Source organism: Sandarakinorhabdus sp. DWP1-3-1 (assembly GCF_049896705.1).
GTDB lineage: Bacteria > Pseudomonadota > Alphaproteobacteria > Sphingomonadales > Sphingomonadaceae > Sandarakinorhabdus.
The window spans coordinates 580,346-600,516 of record NZ_JAFCUV010000003.1; the positions used below are offsets into that span (position 1 = coordinate 580,346).

General features: G+C 58.4%; 9 protein-coding genes. 8 read left to right on the forward strand and 1 reads right to left on the reverse strand.

The window, feature by feature from the left end:
• Window positions 1-177 precede the first annotated feature (177 nt).
• The 4 genes from drmD (at window position 178) to drmB (ending at window position 13,026) form a co-directional block, all read left to right on the forward strand.
• Window positions 178-3,399 (forward strand): DISARM system SNF2-like helicase DrmD, encoded by a 3,222-nt coding sequence (gene drmD / locus ACP7AI_RS16425; protein WP_426169676.1) that lies wholly within the window; start codon window positions 178-180, stop codon window positions 3,397-3,399.
• Complete coding sequence (locus ACP7AI_RS16430; RefSeq protein ID WP_426169679.1) at window positions 3,396-7,367, forward strand: Eco57I restriction-modification methylase domain-containing protein; 3,972 nt, start codon at window positions 3,396-3,398, stop codon at window positions 7,365-7,367. Before drmD ends, ACP7AI_RS16430 begins: the two co-directional genes overlap by 4 nt.
• Window positions 7,368-7,693: 326 nt before the next feature.
• A complete protein-coding gene (drmA, locus tag ACP7AI_RS16435; RefSeq protein WP_426169681.1) occupies window positions 7,694-11,161 on the forward strand; it encodes a DISARM system helicase DrmA in 3,468 nt (1,155 codons plus the stop codon).
• On the forward strand, window positions 11,158-13,026 hold the full coding sequence (gene drmB, locus ACP7AI_RS16440) for a DrmB family protein (RefSeq protein ID WP_426169684.1): 1,869 nt from the start codon (window positions 11,158-11,160) through the stop codon (window positions 13,024-13,026). The genes drmA and drmB overlap by 4 nt, the downstream gene beginning before the upstream one ends.
• Before the next feature lie 552 nt (window positions 13,027-13,578).
• On the opposite strand, the gene ACP7AI_RS16445 is transcribed toward drmB, so the two are convergent.
• Window positions 13,579-13,905 (reverse strand): hypothetical protein, encoded by a 327-nt coding sequence (locus ACP7AI_RS16445; RefSeq protein WP_426169687.1) that lies wholly within the window; start codon window positions 13,903-13,905, stop codon window positions 13,579-13,581.
• Between the two features lie 281 nt (window positions 13,906-14,186).
• Here ACP7AI_RS16445 and ACP7AI_RS16450 point away from each other — a divergent pair, with 281 nt between their 5' ends.
• The 4 genes from ACP7AI_RS16450 to ACP7AI_RS16465 all read left to right on the forward strand — a co-directional run bounded on the left by ACP7AI_RS16450 (window position 14,187) and on the right by ACP7AI_RS16465 (window position 19,919).
• Window positions 14,187-15,941 carry a hypothetical protein gene (locus tag ACP7AI_RS16450; protein WP_426169689.1) on the forward strand — a complete coding sequence of 585 codons (1,755 nt, stop codon included), beginning with the start codon at window positions 14,187-14,189 and terminating at the stop codon, window positions 15,939-15,941.
• A complete protein-coding gene (locus tag ACP7AI_RS16455; RefSeq protein ID WP_426169691.1) occupies window positions 15,938-18,061 on the forward strand; it encodes a hypothetical protein in 2,124 nt (707 codons plus the stop codon). Before ACP7AI_RS16450 ends, ACP7AI_RS16455 begins: the two co-directional genes overlap by 4 nt.
• A gap of 189 nt (window positions 18,062-18,250) precedes the next feature.
• Window positions 18,251-18,859: a DUF6088 family protein gene (locus ACP7AI_RS16460; protein WP_426169693.1), complete on the forward strand. Its 609-nt coding sequence runs from the start codon at window positions 18,251-18,253 to the stop codon at window positions 18,857-18,859.
• Window positions 18,852-19,919 carry a nucleotidyl transferase AbiEii/AbiGii toxin family protein gene (locus ACP7AI_RS16465; RefSeq protein WP_426169696.1) on the forward strand — a complete coding sequence of 356 codons (1,068 nt, stop codon included), beginning with the start codon at window positions 18,852-18,854 and terminating at the stop codon, window positions 19,917-19,919. The genes ACP7AI_RS16460 and ACP7AI_RS16465 overlap by 8 nt, the downstream gene beginning before the upstream one ends.
• Window positions 19,920-20,171: the final 252 nt, after the last annotated feature.

Below are 20,171 nucleotides of genomic sequence, written 5' to 3' on the forward strand. Positions count from 1 at the left end.
CCGCAGCCAAAGCGGCGACGGACATGATCAGCCTGTCGCAAATCCTGAGGCGGGCACAGTTTCAGTGCGTCTGGTAATAAGAGCTTAAGGTCGCCCATGGCGCCTTCCGGTTGTCGCCCTGCGAGACTAAGACATAAGTGCTGCGCGTTCATAACGCGCCGCGCGTGGGGGAAAATAGTGAATGTGATTCCGCAAGTTGGGGAATTTGTTGAAACCCGGGGGCGCCTCTGGCTCGTTGAACATGCGCCTGACCCCACCGAACCGTTCGGCTCTCACCGTCTCAGCTGTGTGGACGACGATGCTCAGGGTGAAACTGCCCGCGTCCTGTGGGATGCCGAAGTTGGAGCCAAATCTCGGGACCAGGAAGCATGGGAGTCGATCGGTGAACGGGGCACAGACGATGCCCGTCTATTCGCTGCGTATCTCCGAACCCTGCGATGGAACACGGCGACAGCGGCCGACCGTGATCTATTCCAGGCGCCCTTCCGGGCCGGCATCAGACTGGACGCCTACCAGCTATTGCCGCTCCGGAAGGCGCTCAAGCTACCCAGAGTAAATCTGCTGATCGCCGATGACGTGGGGCTCGGCAAGACCGTGGAGGCTGGTCTCGTCATGCGAGAGCTGCTGCTCCGCAGGCGTGTCGATCTGATCGTTGTCCTCGCTCCGCCGTCCATGACGATCCAGTGGCAGGAGGAGTTAGCATCCAAGTTCGGCTTGTCATTCGAGATTATAGATCGGGAGTATCTGGCCAATCTTCGGCGTGCCCAAGGCTTTGGGGTCAACCCATGGGCTACCGGATCACGTTTCATCCTCTCCCATAAGCTGCTGACTGACGAAACATACACTGCGGGGCTACGGGAGGTGCTTCAGGACTTCCGAGCCAGAACCCTTCTGATTCTCGATGAGGCGCATCACGCAGCCCCTGCAGGTGGGGGACGTTATGCCATAGAAAGCCAGTTTACGCGGGCGGTTCGTGACATTGCAGAGCGGTTCGAACACCGGCTGTTTTTGTCTGCGACCCCCCATAATGGTCACACCAACAGCTTCGCCACGCTTCTCGAGCTTCTCGATCCTCAGCGCTTCACCCGCGGCATGGAACCCAGACCTGCGGACCTTGAGCCGGTCATGGTCCGTCGTCTGAAGTCAGACCTGAGGGCACTCGGCGAGGCATTTCCCGAACGCATTGTGGAAAAAGTGCTTTTTGATAATCTGCCGGCGAGCACTCCGGAGTTAAGGCTGGCTTCGATGTTCGCCGACTATGGCGAACTGCGAGAGCGACGCATCGCCGCCCTGTCGGCTACCAAAGCAGCGCAAGCACGATTGGTCTTCGTTGGCCTGCAGCAGCGGCTGCTGTCGTCGGTCGTGGCGTTTGCGAGGACGTTAAAGGTGCACAGAGCGTCGCTCGAAAAGCTGATCACTTCCGGAAGCCAGGCGGCGCCGGTGGCGGCGGCGGTGCAATTCACTGGTGGCGAAAACGCAGAAACCAATCTGACGTTGATATCCGAAGAGGACAGCGCAGCCGCTGAGATTGTTCGCGATGATGAACGTGGTGCCGCCGCTGCTACGGCACTTGGCGCCGCCAACGCCACACCTCCACAACTTCAAGCAGAACTGGCCGCGGTGGATGCGATGCTTGAAGTCGCTGATACTGCAAAAGCCCGCCCCGATGCGCGCATCCGTTGGCTACACGACTGGATATCCTCGAACCAGATCAACGCAGGTAAATGGACAAATCGGCGGCTGATCGTCTTCACCGAGTACGAGGACACACGTCGCTATATCGAGCGCCAGCTGACTACCTTGCTTGGCGATCTGCTCGATACTGACGAGCGAATGGCAACATTCACCGGCATAACGTCATCCGAAAACCGCGAAATCATCAAGAGAGCGTTCAACGACGCCAGCTCGCCGTTGCGCATCCTGATCTGCACGGATGCGGCGCGCGAAGGCATCAACCTGCAGCAGCAATGCCACGATCTCGTCCATTTCGATCTTCCATGGAACCCCTCCCGCCTGGAACAGCGCAACGGTCGCATCGACCGCAAGCTGCAGCCTTCCCTGCAAGTCTTCTGCCGTTATTTCGTCTACCAGCAACGCCCAGAAGACATCGTGCTCGACGCCCTTGTTCGAAAAACCGAAACGATCCGAACCGAGCTAGGAGCAGCCGGGCAGGTATTGGAAGATCGCATCGCCAAACGCATCGCCGACCGGGGGATCGATCGCAACACCGCTCGCGCGCTCGCCGATCGCATCCAGGCTGAAGCCGACGACGAACGTGTCGAGACCGCGCGTCGAGACCTTGATGATGCACCTGATCGACGCCTGGAACGGCTAAAGCGCGAGATGGCCGATTTGCAAGGCGCTCTCGAGCGCTCCCGCGTCCAAGTCGGTGTCGATCCTACCGAACTCGAAGAGGTTGTTGGTGCCGCGCTTGAGCGCGCCGGTGGCGTGCTGGCAGCGAAAGCCGCTGCGTCAGTGGGCAAGGTGCACACTTTTGCCCTGACGCCAGATGACGCCGTCTTTGCGAAGGACCAGACTTGGCAGCCGCTTTTTGACGAACTGCGCGGTCGCCGCATCAAGCCAGGGGAACGGCCCGGTCAATGGCGAACTTCGCCAGACGCCGCGGTGCGTCGTATCAGCTTTGCGCCGGCTATCGAGGCGGACGGGCGCGATGCAAGCGGCGTTGTGCAAGTTCACCTTGAACATCGATTGGTGCGCCGGCTTCTGTCGCGCTTCCTCGCTACCGGCTTCCAGGCCGGACTCAACCGCGCGTGCGCAATCCGTTCGGCCGGAGCACAGCCCCGCGCAATCTTGCTTGGTCGGCTGGCGCTTTATGGTCCAGGCGCGACACGACTTCACGAGGAGATCATTCCGGTTACCGCGGACTGGCGAGACCATGATCGCGCTTCCAAGTCCCTCCGGGCATTCGCCCAGGAAGGCCAAGCTGAGGAAAAAATTGTCCGTCAGCTGGAAGCCGACCTTCGGTCAGCCGAACCGGTAGACGAACGGATACTCGCGCGGATCATTCCTTGGGCTAGCCGCGACGTTACTGATCTCCGTCCTGCCCTTGAAGAGCGTGCCGAGGTGCGCCGTGCCGCTGTGGCAAAAGAACTTTCGGAGCGTGGGATCAGCGAGGCCACTAGCCTGACGAAGCTGTTGCAATCGCAGATCGACCGTATTCACAAGGAGCAGGGTCGCGACGACCGGCAAATGCTGCTCACCTTCGATGCCGACGAGAATCGCCAGCGAACTGCGGACAAGAAGGCCTGGGAGCGCAAGCTCACCCGGCTCGACAAAGAGCTTGAAGCTGAGCCTGAGCGACTACGAAACTCCTATGAAGTGCGCGCCGCACGTATTGAACCGATCGGCATGGTCTATCTGTGGCCAGTGACAGGATGAGTGCATTGCCCGAGTTAAAGCCAGAACACGCATGGCTAGGCCACGTCCAACCAGTCGGCCTTGTTGTTTCGACGCTCGTTCTTGATGAGCTTGGCCTAATCCCCGAGTATCTCGGTCCCGTTGAGACAGCTCAGGTCGGCGAGCTGATCGCCAATGAAGGTCCCGCTCTCGACGATCTGTGGGCCTTTCTCGAAAGAATACTCGGCTGGCGGTCTTCCGACGTGGCAGGCAGTCCTGGTGGTGCGCCGGTTCCGGATCAGCTTAGTTTTGCGATGCGAGATCACGACACGTTGCTCGGGCCAACGATGGCGGTTCGAGCCGCCGCGGGAGACGGCTGGCAGCTACTCGTGAAAACAGAGGCGGCCGGCATCGATCTCGACAAGCGCGGCGAGCTCGCCGGTTGGGAAGCCACCCCGCACCAGCGGTTCGAGAGGCTGTTGCGCGAAACCGGCGTCGGCACCGGGCTGCTGATCGGCGACGATGAAATCCGCTTGATCACCGCGCCACGCGGCGAAACATCCGGCTGGATCATTTGGCCGATCCGGCCGCTGGCAACCGTCGCCGGCCGGCCGATGCTGGGTGGCCTCCGGCTGCTGCTGGATTCTGCGGCACTTTTCACCAACCCCGCCGAGCGGCGTCTGCCGGCGTTGCTCAAGGCCAGTCGCGAACGCCAAGCTGAAGTCTCGACAAAACTCGCCGGCCAGGTGCTCGCCGCGCTGCACGAACTGTTGCGCGGTTTCGATGCCGCCGAGCCAACGCTCATCCGCGAGCTCGCCGATACCCGGCCGCAGCATGTCTATGAAGGCCTGCTTGCTGTCCTGCTGCGGCTGGTCTTTATCCTCTATGCCGAAGACCGCGACCTGATGCCGTCGCGGACCGATAATGGCGGTCGCGAACTCTATGAGCAGGGTTATTCGCTGCGCGGTCTGTTCGCGCAGCTTGATGCCGATGCCGCGCTCAACCCCGACACGATGGATGACCGCCGCGGCGCCTGGGGCCGGCTGCTGGCACTGTTCCGGCTGGTCAACGCCGGGCATCGTTCGGGCTTCATGCAGGCAAGGCGCGGCAAGCTGTTCGACGAGGGCGCCTTCCCCTTCCTTATGGGCAAGCACGATGCCACCGAGCCCGACCGTGTGCCGCCCCTATCTGACGGTTGCCTGCATCGCGTGCTCAAATCGCTGATGATGGTGAATGGCGAGCGGCTGTCTTACCGCACGCTCGATGTCGAGCAGATCGGCTCGGTATATGAAACGGTGATGGGCTTCACCGTCGAGCGGACGCAGGGGCGCAGCATCGCCATCGCGGCGGGCAAGAACAACCGTACCCCGGTTTTCGTCAATCTCGACGCCCTGGTCACGAAATCGCCGGCCGATCGGTTGAAGGCGATCAAAGAAGATACCGGGCGCGGTCAGCTTGGTACGCGGGTGACGCCGCTGGTGCGCACTGCGGCTGATGTGACGGCACTTGAAGCCGCGTTAGGAACCATCGCCGATCCGCGCGGGTCGCCACGCGCACAGGCTGTTCCGGCGGCAACGCCGATCCTGCAACCGACCGACGAGCGGCGGCGGACAGGCAGCCATTATACGCCGCGGTCGCTGACCGAGCCGATTGTGCGCCACGCACTCGAACCGGCGCTTGCGCGGATGACTGACGACGCCACCCCCGAGGAAGTGCTGGCGCTCAAGGTTTGCGATCCGGCCTGCGGTTCGGGAGCATTTCTCGTTGAGGCGACCCGCCAGATTGGCACACGGCTGGCGCAGGCGTGGGAGCGGCATGGCAAACTAAAGCCGCCGATTCCCGCTGACGAGGATGAGGATCTGCACGCCCGCCGGCTGGTGGCGCAGCGGTGCATCTATGGCGTTGATCGCAACCCGATGGCGGTCGATCTCGCGAAGCTGTCACTGTGGCTGGCGACGCTAGCGCGCGACCATGAATTCAGCTTTCTGGACCATGCGCTGAAATGCGGCGATAGCCTTGTCGGGTTGAGCCGACAGCAGTTGACGGCCGGCAGTTGGGAAAGCGATGCGCGTCGGCAAACTCTGCTGGGGCAGCAGATCGGCGATCGCGTCGCCAAGGTGCTGACCCAGCGCGAGGCGATCCGCACCGCCGCCGATGATGTGTCATTGGCGATTCAGGAAACTCGTCATGCCGAGTCTGAGCGCGAGTTGGCGCGCGTGCGGCTTATCGGCGATGCCATCATTGCGGCGTTCTTCAAGCATGACCGACCTCGCCAGCGGATCGAAGAAGCGCGCTATATCGCGACAATGTCTGGCGGCGCGTCGGACTGGTGGGAGGCACTAGCCCAGCGTGCCGTCAGCTTGGCGGGCGGTGCCCATCCGATACGGCCCTTCCATTGGGAGATCGAGTTTCCCGAGGTTTTTGCGCGCGACAACCCGGGGTTTGACGCGATTGTCGGCAACCCGCCCTTTGCCGGCAAGAACACGACGATCGCCGGGAACCGGACTTACTATCTGGAATGGCTCCAGACATTGCATGAAGGATCGCATGGCAACGCCGATCTGGTGACGCATTTCTTCCGCCGCGCCTTCGGGCTTCTCCGTGATGACGGCGTATTCGGCCTAATCGCTACTAACACCATCCGCCAAGGCGACACGCGTGCGTCGGGGCTTACGAAAATTATAGCTGCTGGTGGCGCGATTGCGCGCGCCACGCGGAGGCTAAAGTGGCCCGGCGAAGCCGCAGTAGTGGTTTCGGTCGTGCATATCATCAAGGGCGAAGTGTATTTACCGGTGCTCGATAAGCGTTCAGTTCGCCGCATCTCTGCCTATCTAGTCGAGGGCGATCTCGATTCCTCACCTGCCGCGCTGGCGTCGAATTCCAGCAAGGCGTTTGTTGGTTCTTATGTGCTCGGCAAGGGCTTCACGTTCGATGATGCCGCTGCTGCCAAAGGTGAGGCGGAAAGCCTGAACGTGATGCTGGCACTGATTGCCAAGGACCCGCGAAACGCGGAGCGGATTTTTCCGTTCATTGGCGGTGAGGAGGTAAATACGGACCCCACGCATTCTCACCATCGTTATGTCATCGATTTCTTCGAGCGCCCCCTTAAACGCGATCCAACTCTGACTGCTTGGGCTGATATGAATGACAGCGAGGTTGCAAGGTGCCGCGTCGAAGGCGTCGTTCCGGCTGACTACCCTGATGAAGTTGCGGAGGATTGGCCGGATCTGATCGAGATCATCCGTCGCCGTGTAAAACCCGAACGCGATAAGCAGACACGGCCGGCACTGAAGACACGCTGGTGGCAGTACGCAGAAAAGCGGCCAGGACTCTATCGAAGGATCAAGCTACTAAGATATGTCTTTGTAAACTCGAGTAAGGCTGCCCCTCAATTTTCTATTGCAAGGTTAGAAAATGGTTTAGTATATTCACAAAACTTGAATGTATTTGCGTTTGAAGGTTTTTCTGGCTTCTGCGCGCTTCAATCTTCAGTGCATGAACTTTGGGCTAGATTCGTCGGGACTACTTTCGAGGACAGGTTGACGTACGTAAAAGATGATTGCTTTGGGAGTTTTCCTTTCCCCGCCGGTTTTGAGTCTGATCCATGCCTTGAAGAAGTGGGCGGCGCCTATCACGCGTTTCGTGCGCAATTGATGATTGAACGCAACGAAGGTCTCACCACGACCTACAACCGCTTCCACGCGCGCGGCGAGACGGCCGCTGATATCGCTCGCCTCCGCGATCTGCATCACGAAATTGATGTGGCCGTGTTGCGTTCCTATGGTTGGGATGACCTCGCCGCCCTTGCCGCTTCCGAATTCATTGAGCAGGAGGCTGATGAAGGCAAAACGCCCAAGACCCGCCTCGATTGGCCATCCGACTTTAAGGACGAAGTTCTCGCCCGCCTCCTCGCCCTCAACGCCGCTCGCGCCGCTGAAGAGCGCGACGCCGGACTGGTCGCGGCGGATGAAGAAGACGACGGGGACATCTCGGACGGGGAGGTCGAATGAACGGGAAGCGTCCAGTTTCGTCTATAGCGAGCGCAAAGGTAACTGGCGCTCCCTCCAGCAGGGATTTCATGCGATCCTGCTACGTCATCCACAATCACCAGGACGGCACCGGAACCGTCGCGCTCGAGTGGTACGAAATGTCGGATGGACGGGATTATTGCTCATCTGACGTGTTCATGCGGACAGAGATCGAGACTGCATTGCAGATCGTCCGACTACTCAACGCCCAATTGCCGGGGCGTGTTCACGCAGACGAACAACTCGACTGGCCCGATGAGGATCATGATCCACATGGATAATGCGATTACGGAAGCGGGGAAAGCGCGATGAACTCGATCGAACTCAGGTCGGAACTGGTCGATCGTCTGCGCCGCGACCTCGTCGGGCCTTCCGAATATCCCACTGATGACGACTTGTTGAACGAGCAATTGCGGGAGAATCCGTCACGTTGGTACCTGACAGGGTTTCTCGGCCCGGCCTTCGACGGACCTGTAGACGATGACGAAAGCGACGAGGAGCAGGAAGAGCTGTTAACGGTCGAACCGGGCGGAGCCGGTGCTGGAGGGGCGGCTGGCGACGACGGCGAAGCTGACCCGCCTGTTGTTCGGCGACGCTTTCTGCCCTCGTCCGTTGGCATCACCGTGATGCTGCCATTCGGGGTTGAACGTCTGAAAGTCCGGGCGACCTGGGGTGACTACGTCACTGAACCGCCGTTGCCACCGGAAATCCTCGAAGGCGAAAAGCGCGACAACCACCAAAAGGTGACTTGGGTGCGAAAGCCAGGCGTGGCCGAGATTGACGTGGATGTGCCGGCTTCCGGCAAATTGGCAAAGCACGTTCTACCGGACAGCGCTGCGCCCGGTAAGCGCGGAGGCGCGCTCGAGCTCGGTGTGCAGGCCCGTCCGTTCACGCTCAAGCACCCAGACGGATCGACCGAGACGGTGAATGTCGTCACCGTGTTCCTTGTCAACAGGCGGGCGAGTGTTCGTGGCCGTTATGCTGACATCACGTACGCGTTTCAGGTGCGGCTTGCGCTCCTGTGTGACGAAGGCTTTCGACCCCAATACGACCTGTCGCGGTATCGTTCGTCAGACGATGACGAGCGGCTGGCAGATCTGCACTATCGCGACCTCCCCGCATTCGCTGTCGGACGCAATGCCGCGACCAGCTTCCGCACCGATGCTGACGGCATCGTCCGCTACGTGGCAACCGACGCAATGCCGAAAGCTTCGGTCGAGCGCGTCGAGGCCGCAAAAGTCAGCGGTGTCGAGTTCGGCATCGAAGCCTTGGCTGACCTGGCCGAAAAAAGTGGGGACGAACTGGCTGCACGACTGGCCCCGCTTGTTGAAGCCTATGCCACGTGGAGCACAAAGCAGACCACGGACGCCTCCTCCGAAAACGCTATCGCAGGTGCCGAGCGGCGGCGAGAGGTGGCCGCCAGCTTGATCCGCAGCCAAGGGCGGGCGCGTGAACGCATCGCCGAAGGGATAGCGCTGCTGCAGAGCGACGACAAAGCTAGGCGGGCGTTCGAGATCATGAATCGTTCGATTGCCTTGGCTGCACGACAACGAAATGCCGCCATCGAAGGTGTGGCGCCATCCGCGGTCACCGCACCCACCTGGCGTCCTTTCCAGTTGGCATTCATATTGTTGAACTTGGCTGGCAGTGCCGACAAAGGCCACGTTGATCGCGAGGTTGTGGACTTGCTGTTCTTCCCCACTGGCGGCGGGAAGACGGAAGCATACCTCGGCCTCGCAGGTTTCGCGATCGCACACCGGAGGCTCTCAGCGAGCGGGCTACTCGGCGCAGGGGTGAGCGTGATCATGCGCTACACGCTGCGATTGCTGACACTGGACCAGTTGGGAAGAGCGGCAGGGCTTGTCTGTGCGCTCGAGCTGCTCCGAACCGGCACCCGCTATAGGACAAAGGACGATCGTCCATTGCTGGGAGACTGGCCGATCGAAATTGGGCTTTGGGTAGGGTCCGACGCATCGCCCAACTCACTCGGTGGCAAGGGGAACAAGAGCGACAACACCGCCGTCAAACGCGTCCGCGATTACAAGATGGGCAAGGACAAGCGAGCGCCGGCACCGCTCAAGGTTTGCCCATGGTGCGGAACGGCCTTCACGACCAATAGCTTCGCCTGCACCCCAAATATAATCAGCCCGACCAACCTCGAAATTAACTGCGCGAACATCGATTGCGACTTCACTGGTGACCGGTCTCTGCCCATCGTGACCGTGGATGAGGCAATCTATCGTCGGCTCCCCGCCTTCATCGTCGCAACGGTCGATAAATTTGCAGCACTGCCTTGGAGGGGTGAAGCAGGCGCATTTTTTGGCCATGTTGATCGGCACGATCATAATGGATTTTACGGTGCGAACGAGCCTCGGGAAGGAAAGACGCTATCCCACGGTTACAAGCTCGATCCACCCGACCTGATCATTCAGGACGAGCTTCACCTCATCTCGGGCCCGCTAGGTACGGTTGCGGGCCTATACGAAGCTGCGATCGACCGTTTGGCGAGCCGTGAGCTGTCCGGCAAGATTGTCCGTCCAAAAATCGTTGCATCAACCGCGACGGTTCGGCGAGCGAGCCAGCAGATCAAGGCGTTGTTCGATCGGTCGGATACGCAGGTATTCCCGCCGCCGGGAATCGATCGACGCAACAGCTTTTTTGCGCAAACACTTCCGGAAAGCGCGTCACCGGCGAGATGGTACGTCGGGCTGGCGGCCGGCGGTCGCGGCCCGAAGCTGGTCTACTTGCGCGCGTTGACCACTCTGCTCGCCTCGGCGCAGCAAATGTTGGAAGCTGAAGGCGAATCGTCCGACCCTTATCTGACCGCGCTTTGTTATTTCAATGCGTTGCGTGAACTTGGAGGAGCGCGCCGGATCGTTGAAGACGAAGTGCGCGCTGGTGTCGCCAGGTACGGAACCGAGCGGCGACGAATTGTACCGCTCGACAAACCCTTCGCTGATCGGAAAATCGGCGAACCCCTCGAATTGACGTCCCGCGTTTCGACCGATGCTGTTGCAGAGGCCAAAAACAGGCTCGATCAGGTCTACACAAAGAGCGATGAAACTGTCGACGTGGCGCTGGCGACGAACATGATTTCGGTCGGGCTCGATATTTCGCGCTTGGGCCTGATGGTTGTCCAAGGCCAACCCAAAACCGCTGCCGAGTATATCCAGGCAACGAGTCGGGTCGGGCGCGATCCGAACCGCCCCGGCGTCGTGGTGACTATCCTGAATTTACATAAGCCGCGGGACCGAATGCACTTCGAGCAGTTCTGCCATTTCCATTCGACCTTCTACCGAGCGGTCGAGGCAACAAGTGTGACGCCATGGGCGGCACGAGCACTCGACAGGGCGCTAGCCGCCGTCGTCGTGGCGATTGCCAGACACCTACGTCCCCACCTGACGCCATCCCGTGCAGTGATCGAACTTGAGGGGTCGCCAGAGGTGCGCAGCGAGGTCATCCGTTACCTTGTGGCAAGGGCACCAGACGACATCGTCGGAGGCAAGCCGGCCCTCGAGACCCTCATCGCCGGGCTACTCGACGACTGGGTTGCGATAGCCAGGGAGCAGACGCAAGGCGGCGGCAACTTCGTTTATGACATGGCCGGCACCCAGCGCCTTCTGCATGCACCCTTGGACAAGGCAATCCCAAACCTCGACCCACGCCAACAGCGGTTTCAAGCCGGATGGAGCATGCGTGACGTCGAACCTGCGGTTCGCCTTAAGCCTCGCGGGCCGGACGGCAACCTCATTTCAAACGCGGATGATCTGGCATGAAGCAGTCGTCAAAGAAGGCCGAACTCAGGCTGTCACAGATCATCACGACCTTTGGCCCGGGCGCGATGGTCGATCTGCCGACAAGATCTGTTATCGTCGGGGGTCTGGAACGCTGGGATATGCGGGAGAATAGCTGGAAGCCGATCTCGGAGCCGCGGGCGTCGCAGTTGCTGCAAGACAAGCTCGTAAAGACTGGTCGCCTCAGTCCCGGAGTGACGCTTGGCCTGCGGACCCCCCCGCTGGATCCACAGTTGCCAGGCCGTGAGCCACCAGGGATCGACGTAACCATATTCCCCTGCTGGTTCGTTACCGATGCTCACGAACAGACACCAACGGGACGCCGGCGTCGTTTGGTGCCTTGGAAGCAACTCGATGCCGCCGGTGGCCGTCGGAAATTCACCTTGGACGATGGGAAGAAAAGTGACGTCACTCCAATCCGCTTCGTTGCCGCTTGCGAGAAAGGCCATATCCAAGACATCGATTGGGGCTGGGCTGTTCACGGCAGCGGTGTAAAATGCAGCGATGCCCTCTGGCTCGAGGAGCAGGGAACCACCGGCGAGCCGCGTAATACCCGGATCGTTTGTGGCTGCGGCAAGTCGCTATCACTAGAACAAGCTCAGATACCGGGCCGGTTCGGTAGCTGCACCGGCAAGCAACCCTGGCTGTATGCAGATGCTCCAGAAGGGTGCGGCAAGGAGCTCCGGTTTTTGACGCGGACCGCAACGAACACATATTTCTCGCAAGTCCTCACCGTGATCTCATTGCCGTCCGCCGAGGATGCTCTCACGCGTCGGATACAGGAGCACTGGGACTCGTTGGGCAATGTGACCAGCATTGCTGAAGTAGGCCAGGCTCGTAAGTTTAACCCTGCAGTTTCGGCAGCCATTGAGGGGCACTCAGACGAAGCTGTTTTCGTACGCATCGAGCGGCTGCGCACTGCAATCCTTCAGGATCTCGACAAGAAGCCAAAGTTTGCGGAATTCGAGATTTTTGCGTCAGGTGAAAAACTCATCGGCGTAAATCGGCCCGATGCAGAGCTGCATGCCGAAACGCTCAACCGTGCTGGGTGGGGTGGGACCGAGGCGTGGCTTGCGCCGATCCATTCCGTTGTTGCCGTCCATCGGCTGCGCGAAGTCTCATGCTTGTACGGGTTCACACGGTTTGAAGCCGCCCCGACATCGATCGATGGTGACATTGAAGAAATCTACATTGCGGTGGACGGCGCGCCGATCGCGAACGAACTTACATGGCTCCCAGCTGTCGAACAATTTGGCGAAGGCCTGTTCATAAAGTTTGATAGCAGAGAAATAGGCGCGTGGATGGCCAAGGCGCCTGTTCAAGAGCGGGACGCCAGCCTCCACGAAGGCTTTCGAGCTTGGGCGGCAAAAAAATTCGACGGAAAGAAGCATCCTCCTTACCCGGGGGCACCGTACATAATGCTTCATTCTCTCAGTCACGGCTTGATGGCCGAAATAGCTCTTGAATGCGGGTACCCCGCGACAGCGCTGAAGGAGCGAATTTACTCCCTGCCAGACGATAAAGGGCCCGGCCGGTTTGGCATCTTGATCTACACCGCGACGGCTGGGGCTCAAGGCACGCTCGGCGGCCTTCTATCGGTCTTGCCCCGGCTGGGAGACATGATTGGTTGTGCTTTGGACAAGATGACAATTTGCTCGAGTGATCCAATCTGCGCCGATCATCAGCCAGAACGACAGTCCGACGACCGCGCGCTTCATGGGGCGGCCTGTCATAGCTGCCTTTTGGTGGCCGAAACCAGTTGTGAGCACCGCAATCTATATCTGGACCGGGCCCTGCTCAGTGAAACTGTCTCGCTGTCTGAAAGTCGGCTTTTCAACCACCGATAGATGCTCAAGCACTCCTCGAATTGAATGCTTGTGCAGAAACTTATAACGTATTTTATGTTAGTTTGAAAACGTCACCAAATGAACTCTGAGTAAATTGATCAACTCTCTTGAACTGCTTTTGAGCGAGATTGCACGGATGAACGGGGAGTTATTTCGTCGTGGTGATGTGACTTGGGATTTTTCTGCAGGCTGCTTGGCTCGGTCAGCGGGACGTAGGATGACGCCGCCCTCTCGCCAGCTAGTGAGACAATGCCTGCAGACCTCTTCAGCGAGTTTCAGGTATGAAATAGCACCAAAACAACCCATGATGCGGCATGCGTTGGCTGCCCAGAAAAGCCAGCGCTCAATCGAAACGATCACGGCAACGAACATCGTAGCGGGGAAATGGCATTAACAGAATGACTCGGTCGGAGTGCTAAATGAGTCAATGACAATCCAAAACAGGCTGATGGCCAAACAGTCGCATTAGTACTTGTCTTATATTGTGTAATTTTCAGCAGTTTAATATTTTAAAAGGATATAGTTTTGAATTCTAGAAGTGTTAGAAAGCATCTAAAATCTAATCGCAAACCAGGAAACAGTTGTTACAACGTTAATTGCGTAAATTTGCCCCCACTCGTATTTCATCATGACCATCTCGTCGATTTCACAATTTCTGCGATAGAAAGCAAAATTATCTATAAAGGCTGGGATCTGGACCCCCTGATTATCTTTGATGAAATGTGCAAAAATAATCTCGCTGGCTGCTATTTCCGTTCCGAATGGGTTTGCGAACTTTGCAACAGCATGGATGGCAGGGGCAAAGATCAGCGATATAGAAAACTTCAAATTCAGCTCTATCCGCACTCTTTTTCTATGAAACCGAGCGAGCTTTGGCAACTAAGGCCAATATCTAACGAAAACTGGTTATCTGAAGCAGCTAATATTTGGAGTCTGAATGCTAAATCTCACGTTCTAAACCTGTTAGAGATACTCAAAGTAGTAAAGAGCGACACACATTTATATAGAGCTATTGCTCAAAAATAACCGCCTAATTGTCACGGCAGCTTTAGATTATTGATTATCTCGACGATGATGAATGAAGTCAAAAGGCCGAAGTTTGTAGGCATCGAAAAATAGTCGACTAGACAGATTGCAATGTTATATATTTCGAGGCCATTTTGCTAAATCTCAAGCGGCTTCCAGCCGGTATCGCATTGCTTGGCTGGAACACGGAGCTACCTTCTTCGGGCACCGGCGACCCGCTCGGCATGACCCTGCGAGTTGGCGCGCGCCTGGGCGCTGAACTCCTCCATTGCATCACCTCGATCACGCCGCGCGCGCGCTATTATTCCTTTTTCCCGTGGGCTTTCCAGCGCGCGCAGCACCGGACCGAGGGCGAATCCGATTTCGTTCAGACAATGCGCCTTGTCCTTATCGACGAGCGGGCAATGACACTTGGCGCGGTACTCCATCACAAAGGTCACCCATGCGACGGAGGAGGTCTGCAGGGCTCTAATCGAGGAGTCGAATTTGCGACGGGTTCTACAGAGCGCTCGATCGACCTCAGTCGCTGGAGTCACCTGCGCGACAACACCAGCGGGTTCGACGCGTATAAGGGATCGCTGATCAACCTCGGCATATTCAAGGAGAGCGTGACAGTAAGCGATACCGAAAACGAAGACGGCCGATCTGCGGCCATGAGCTCCGGAGAATTGTCCGCCAAGGGAAGCCTGTTAGCCGGTGCCTTCGACCGCGCTGTCGCGGGAACCGCGTTTGTCAATCTGGGGCCGGCGAGCGCTTCGATTGAGACTGACATACTAAAGGAATTCGGCGGCGCAGCTGGACTATGCGAATTGCGGGCGGCAGACGACTCTGATCTTATGCCCTTGCGCGATCTGTTTTTCGCGACCGAAAGCGATCGGCTCAATTCTCATTATCGGCGCCGCATGAGCTTGCTGCTTCTTTTGTGGGCGACCGATATCGCTGCCGGACAGGGGTTGGAATTCAATGTGCGGGCATTTGCCGATCTGACCTACTATCGGATCGTTTTCGACGACGAAGAGAACACGGTTTCGGTGACGCCGCCGCCAGCGTTGATCGACATATCGGAGCGCTGGCGGATTTTTCAGTTTCACAATTATTTGACCACCGCGCTCGAATCCTTGTTGGCTGGCCTGGTGCGCGCGATCAGGGATCATGCCGCGGGTAGGATGCTGGAGGAAATAATCGAAGCCTTTGACAGCATAGAGTCACGCGAGGCGCTCGGCGAGTTTCTTTCGTTGGAACTGCCCATCCCATTCATGGACCTCTCGCCGGCAGACTCGCTGGCATTGCTGGGGATCGATGTTCATGATGAAGCCGATAATGGAAAAACTTCGGGGTCGTTCGCATCCAATCCGTTCGTTGAACGGCTTCTTCGTAAAGCGTTAGTCGAGCAGGATTTCGTCTCTGGGCCGGCGGGTCCACTGTTGGCCTCCTTGCTGCTCTACTCCCTGATACTTCGATATGATCTAACTGTCGCTGAAGCCCATAAAGGGTGGAACATCCAAAAGGCGCCGGACCAAGGAGCCGACGTCGCAATGCCGACTGTCTTCCACATGCTCACCGTCGATTTTGGCGAGGGCTGGTGGAAAATGGCCAATCGGGAGATCCTGACTCGGGTGCTAAAGCGGTTCGTCATTCGACAACATGAAACCATGAGCTACGAAAAGGGCTTTGGCGGAAGCCCGCCCTTATTTCGAGTTGATGGCATGATGGTCTACGGTACGGGACTGACTCGCGATGAAGTGGACCCTGGCAACCCGCGTTTTCCGAGCGCGATGCAAGTGCTGAGGGACTTGCGGCTGATCGCCAGCGACCCGGAAGTCGGGCAACGCCTGACGTCCGACGGCCGGGAAATGCTACGTTTCTACTTAGAGGACGTCATTTCGTGACGGTAGATTTCCTCGAGTTCCTGAAGAAGGCCAAGGGCAAGTTCGCGTTCGTCGCCACATATGAATTCGATCCACATTTTTTCGAACGGCGCATACTCGCTACCCCCGCATTCGACGGCGCATTGGTCCTCGTTTTCGTGGACAACGACCGCTACCGGGACATCCTAGAGAATGGCAGGCAAGGCCAAGGCTTCGATCGAAATTACTTTGTCATCCCGATCAGCATGGCCAGAGGTGTGTTCCACCCAAAATTGTACCTTTCGATCGGCGACAAGAAAATGATCGCGTCGGTCGGCAGTAACAATTGCACTTCCGCCGGAACGGGTCATAATTTCGAGCTCATCTCAACGCTGGAGTCGTCAAGCGGCGACGATCGAAACGGCAACGCTGAGCTCATCGCCTCGATATTTCGCCAATTTCAACGCTACGCACAAGAGGCTGGGCCAGTCTCCAAGTGGCTGAAAAAGGCAGTTTTCGATCAAGCTGAGGTCGCTTACCCTTGGCTTACCGAAACCGCCGTTGCCGGACAGGATATCGAGTTCGTGTCCAGTCACGCCGGTCCGCTCTGGCCGCAAATTGTCGCTCGACTGGCCAACATGGATGTTCGCAAAATCACGATGCTGGCTCCATACTTCGACAAGAACCTCAGCATGGTTGAGCTGATAAGAGAGCGTTGGCCCACCGCGACCATCCAAATAGTCAGCCAATCTGGTTATAGTAATCTACCGGTCGAGCGGTTTGTCGCGCTGCGCAACACACTTGGCAATTTGGAACTGATCTCGGCGACGCCGCAAAAAGCCGGACGCAAGATGCACGCAAAGGCGCTTGCCTTCCAGACACCGGAGCGCACTTACTGGCTCGCTGGCAGCGCTAACATGTCCAATGCCGCCCTCGCAGGCGGCAATAGCGAGGCATGCCTCTGGTTCGCGACGGAGCAGAACGCCACGGCGGCGTTGAAGCAGGATGACTTGAAGTTTGCCGAGATCGCAACGGAGAAATTTCAAGCGTCGCCGATCGAAGAGCCCGCCCCCTCGACTGCCGGGACTCACGGGCTCAAGCTACTATCGCTGGTCCTAACCGAAGAAGGACAGCTTTTGGCGACCGCGGCGATACCTGCACATACGACCGAACTTACGCTCCGAATATTCAAGCGCCACGAGGCGCTGCCCACCCTCTCGTGGAATATCGGTGCAGCAAAATCCGATATCACTCTGGCCCTAAAGGACAATGATCAAGAAAAATTCGACCAGCCTGCAGTTGGTCAATTGCGAGCTATAGTTGACGGTCGTGAAGTGACAAGCCTGCTCTGTTCCGTCAAGCAGCTTCCGCGATTGCTCCGCGATCGAGCGGGAGGTAATACTGCTGGTAACAGGCTGCAACGAGTAATCGAAAGCGGCGACGGGCTGATCGAATACATCGACGCACTCGGCGGAGTCGATGAGGCGATCGATTTTATGAACCGGACGACCATTCGGTTTGCCGATGACAGCTTTTCCGGCGGCGGTGGCGGCGGACGGTGGCGCGCGCGCGATCCTTTTTCGGGCGATGTTCCCGACCATTGGGTCATAGGCTCAAGCGGCGCTTCAGTCGCCGAACTGCGTAAAGCCATCTGGGCGTTCGTCCAGCGTCACATTCGAACGAGACTGGAACGGCACGCTAACCGACGAAACTTGCGCGGGTTGTCGAATTTCCTCGATATCTTTCGCACGATCAGCCGATTCCTGTTGGCCTGGAATAATCGGCGGATGAATAACGAAGTCGTCGTTTCCGCCGCCTTCGTGACGACGGGACTGCAGGAAATCTTAGCCACGCTGATCGGTGCGCGGGGCGAAGATCCGACAGATCGGCCGGGATATGGCAGGGCCCTTCTGTCAAGCCTGAGCGCCGACCACGCCCTCGTTACGGCGGAACTGAATCGCCACCGAGTGCCCGCGCTAGTCCGCGCAACAGTCGACGAAATCATCCGGGCCCGCGCGATTTCCCTGAACCGGCCATTTTACGATGAATGGTCGCAAGCAAGACGCGACTGGGTCTCGAACTGGATCGCTGAAATGCAGCTCGATGTACCCAGTGAAACGGATATTCATGAAATTGGAGCCGAGTTCAGGCTCGCCGCGTAGCGCGCCGCTCTTTTCGGTCTGGGAGCACGCTCAACCAAAATCCGGTGTGCGGCATCGCTCGGCTGGAGGCCGCCGGACATCCATTTGAGCTACACGAGAGGAAAGGTGCACTTACCGCGCATCATCGTTCGGACAGGATAGCTTGTTAGATATTTTTGGGCTATTATCTAACAAGGAAGGAGCAGATCCGTGACCGCTATCGCTGACAAAATCATGAAGCGCGTTCGCGGCAAGGGGCGCGGATGGGTATTTACGCCGAGGAGCTTTCTCGATCTGGGCTCACGCGGCTCGATCGATATGGCACTTTCGCGCCTGACTGAGTCCTCTGCAATCCGCCGGCTTGATCGCGGGCTTTACGATTATCCTCGCGTGCATGACGTGCTCGGCGCGTTAAGCCCCGACCCGGCAGCACTGGCAGCCGCCCACGCCGCAAAGAGAGGTGACAAGCTTGCACCGTCGGGCGCAGCGGCGGCCAACAGCCTCGGCCTCTCCACACAGGTGCCTGCCAAGGCTACCTATGCGACCACCGGCCGTACGCAGGTCAAGCGCACGGCGGGTCGCAGCCTGACGCTACGCCATAGTCGTGCGCCTGTCCTGGATACCGCTTCAGACACCGCGAACGCGGTGTTGCAGGCCCTGGCCCTGCTCGGCCGGGCCAAGGTCGATGCCGATACGATCAGGCGGCTAGCGTTACGCGTGGATAGCGACGACATGCGACAGCTGCTACGTGCGCGCCCGTCGATGCCCGGCTGGATGGGCGATGTAATCCTCAAGATCGAAGCTGCCCAGCATGGATAAGTTTGCTCGCTCCAGTATCGACAATCGGCGCGCCTTTATCGAAGAGACGGCGAACAAGCGTGATCTCACGCCGCTGATCATTGAGAAGGACTTCTGGGTGTGCTGGACGCTGAGGCGGCTTACACACACGCCCGACCTAAAGGGGCATTTGACGTTCAAGGGCGGCACGTCGCTTTCAAAGGCCTACGCAATCATTCAGCGCTTCTCCGAAGATATCGATCTCACTATCCGGCGAACCGCCCCGCTGTTGGACAAGGTCGCCTCGCCGATGGAGCATGGAATCTCCGGTAACGAGCGTCAGCGGCGCACCAAGGCGCTGAAGGCTGCAGCACAAGCTTTCGTCGAGACGATTGCGCTTCCGGTGCTGAGTAAGGCGATCGAGACTGAGCTTGGCACCACGGAAGGCTGGAGCGTCGAGGTCGACCCGGACGACAACGAGCGGCAGACGCTGCTGTTCAACTATCCTCGCACCTCGGGCTACGGTCTCGGTGGTTTCGGCCGAGGCGTCTTTGGTGACGATGGCAGCAAAGGCTATGTGAAGCCAAGGATCAAGCTCGAATTCGGCGCGCGCGGCGATCCAGATCCGTTCGAAGTACGCGACATTCAACCGTATGTTGCAGAGGAGTTTCCCGACAGCTTGCCGGACGCGGTCACATCGGTCGAGACGCTCAGCATTGCCCGCACTTTCTGGGAAAAGGCGACAATCCTTCACGCGCTGCACCATAACGGAAAGTTGCGCGATGGGCTGTCTCGGCATTATTACGACCTGCTGATGCTCGACATGGCCGGGATTACGTCTGCGGCGTTGGCTGAGCCCGACCTGCTTGCCCAGGTTGTGCGCAATAAGTCCCTGATGTTCGCGGATGGATCCGCTTCCTACGCGACCGCTGACCTAGCCGGTCTTAGAATATCGCCTTCCGCCAAGATACGAGACGCGCTCGCTGCCGATTATGCCGCGATGGCCGAGATGTTCATGGTCGAGCCGCCAAACTTCGACGAGCTGCTCGCTGGTCTCGCTGACCTCGAAAAACGCATCAACCAAGCGGCAGCCACTTCCTGAACCAGTGGTCAGCGTTGATGCCCATAGCATCCTGCCGCTGTCTCGCAATCTCCGGCGGCGCTCGCCAGATTGGTACAATGCTCGCCGTCCGCGCCATTACCACTAATCTTCGCGACGCTCGCGCCGACCCCGCGATGCGCGAACAGGATCCGCCGAACTGGGGCGATACCACCTCGCTGAATTGGAGCCTCCGGAGCGAGACGGAAAAGGACGACCAATGGACATAATCTGGTGAGAGAAATTGTTAGATAT

What these genes read in the sequence shown, in the direction of transcription:
- drmA (WP_426169681.1), top strand. Translation starts at nt 7,694, where the DNA reads ATGAACTCGATCGAACTCAGGTCGGAACTGGTCGATCGTCTGCGCCGC.
- drmB (WP_426169684.1), top strand. Translation starts at nt 11,158, where the DNA reads ATGAAGCAGTCGTCAAAGAAGGCCGAACTCAGGCTGTCACAGATCATC.
- ACP7AI_RS16430 (WP_426169679.1), top strand. Translation starts at nt 3,396, where the DNA reads ATGAGTGCATTGCCCGAGTTAAAGCCAGAACACGCATGGCTAGGCCAC.
- ACP7AI_RS16465 (WP_426169696.1), top strand. Translation starts at nt 18,852, where the DNA reads ATGGATAAGTTTGCTCGCTCCAGTATCGACAATCGGCGCGCCTTTATC.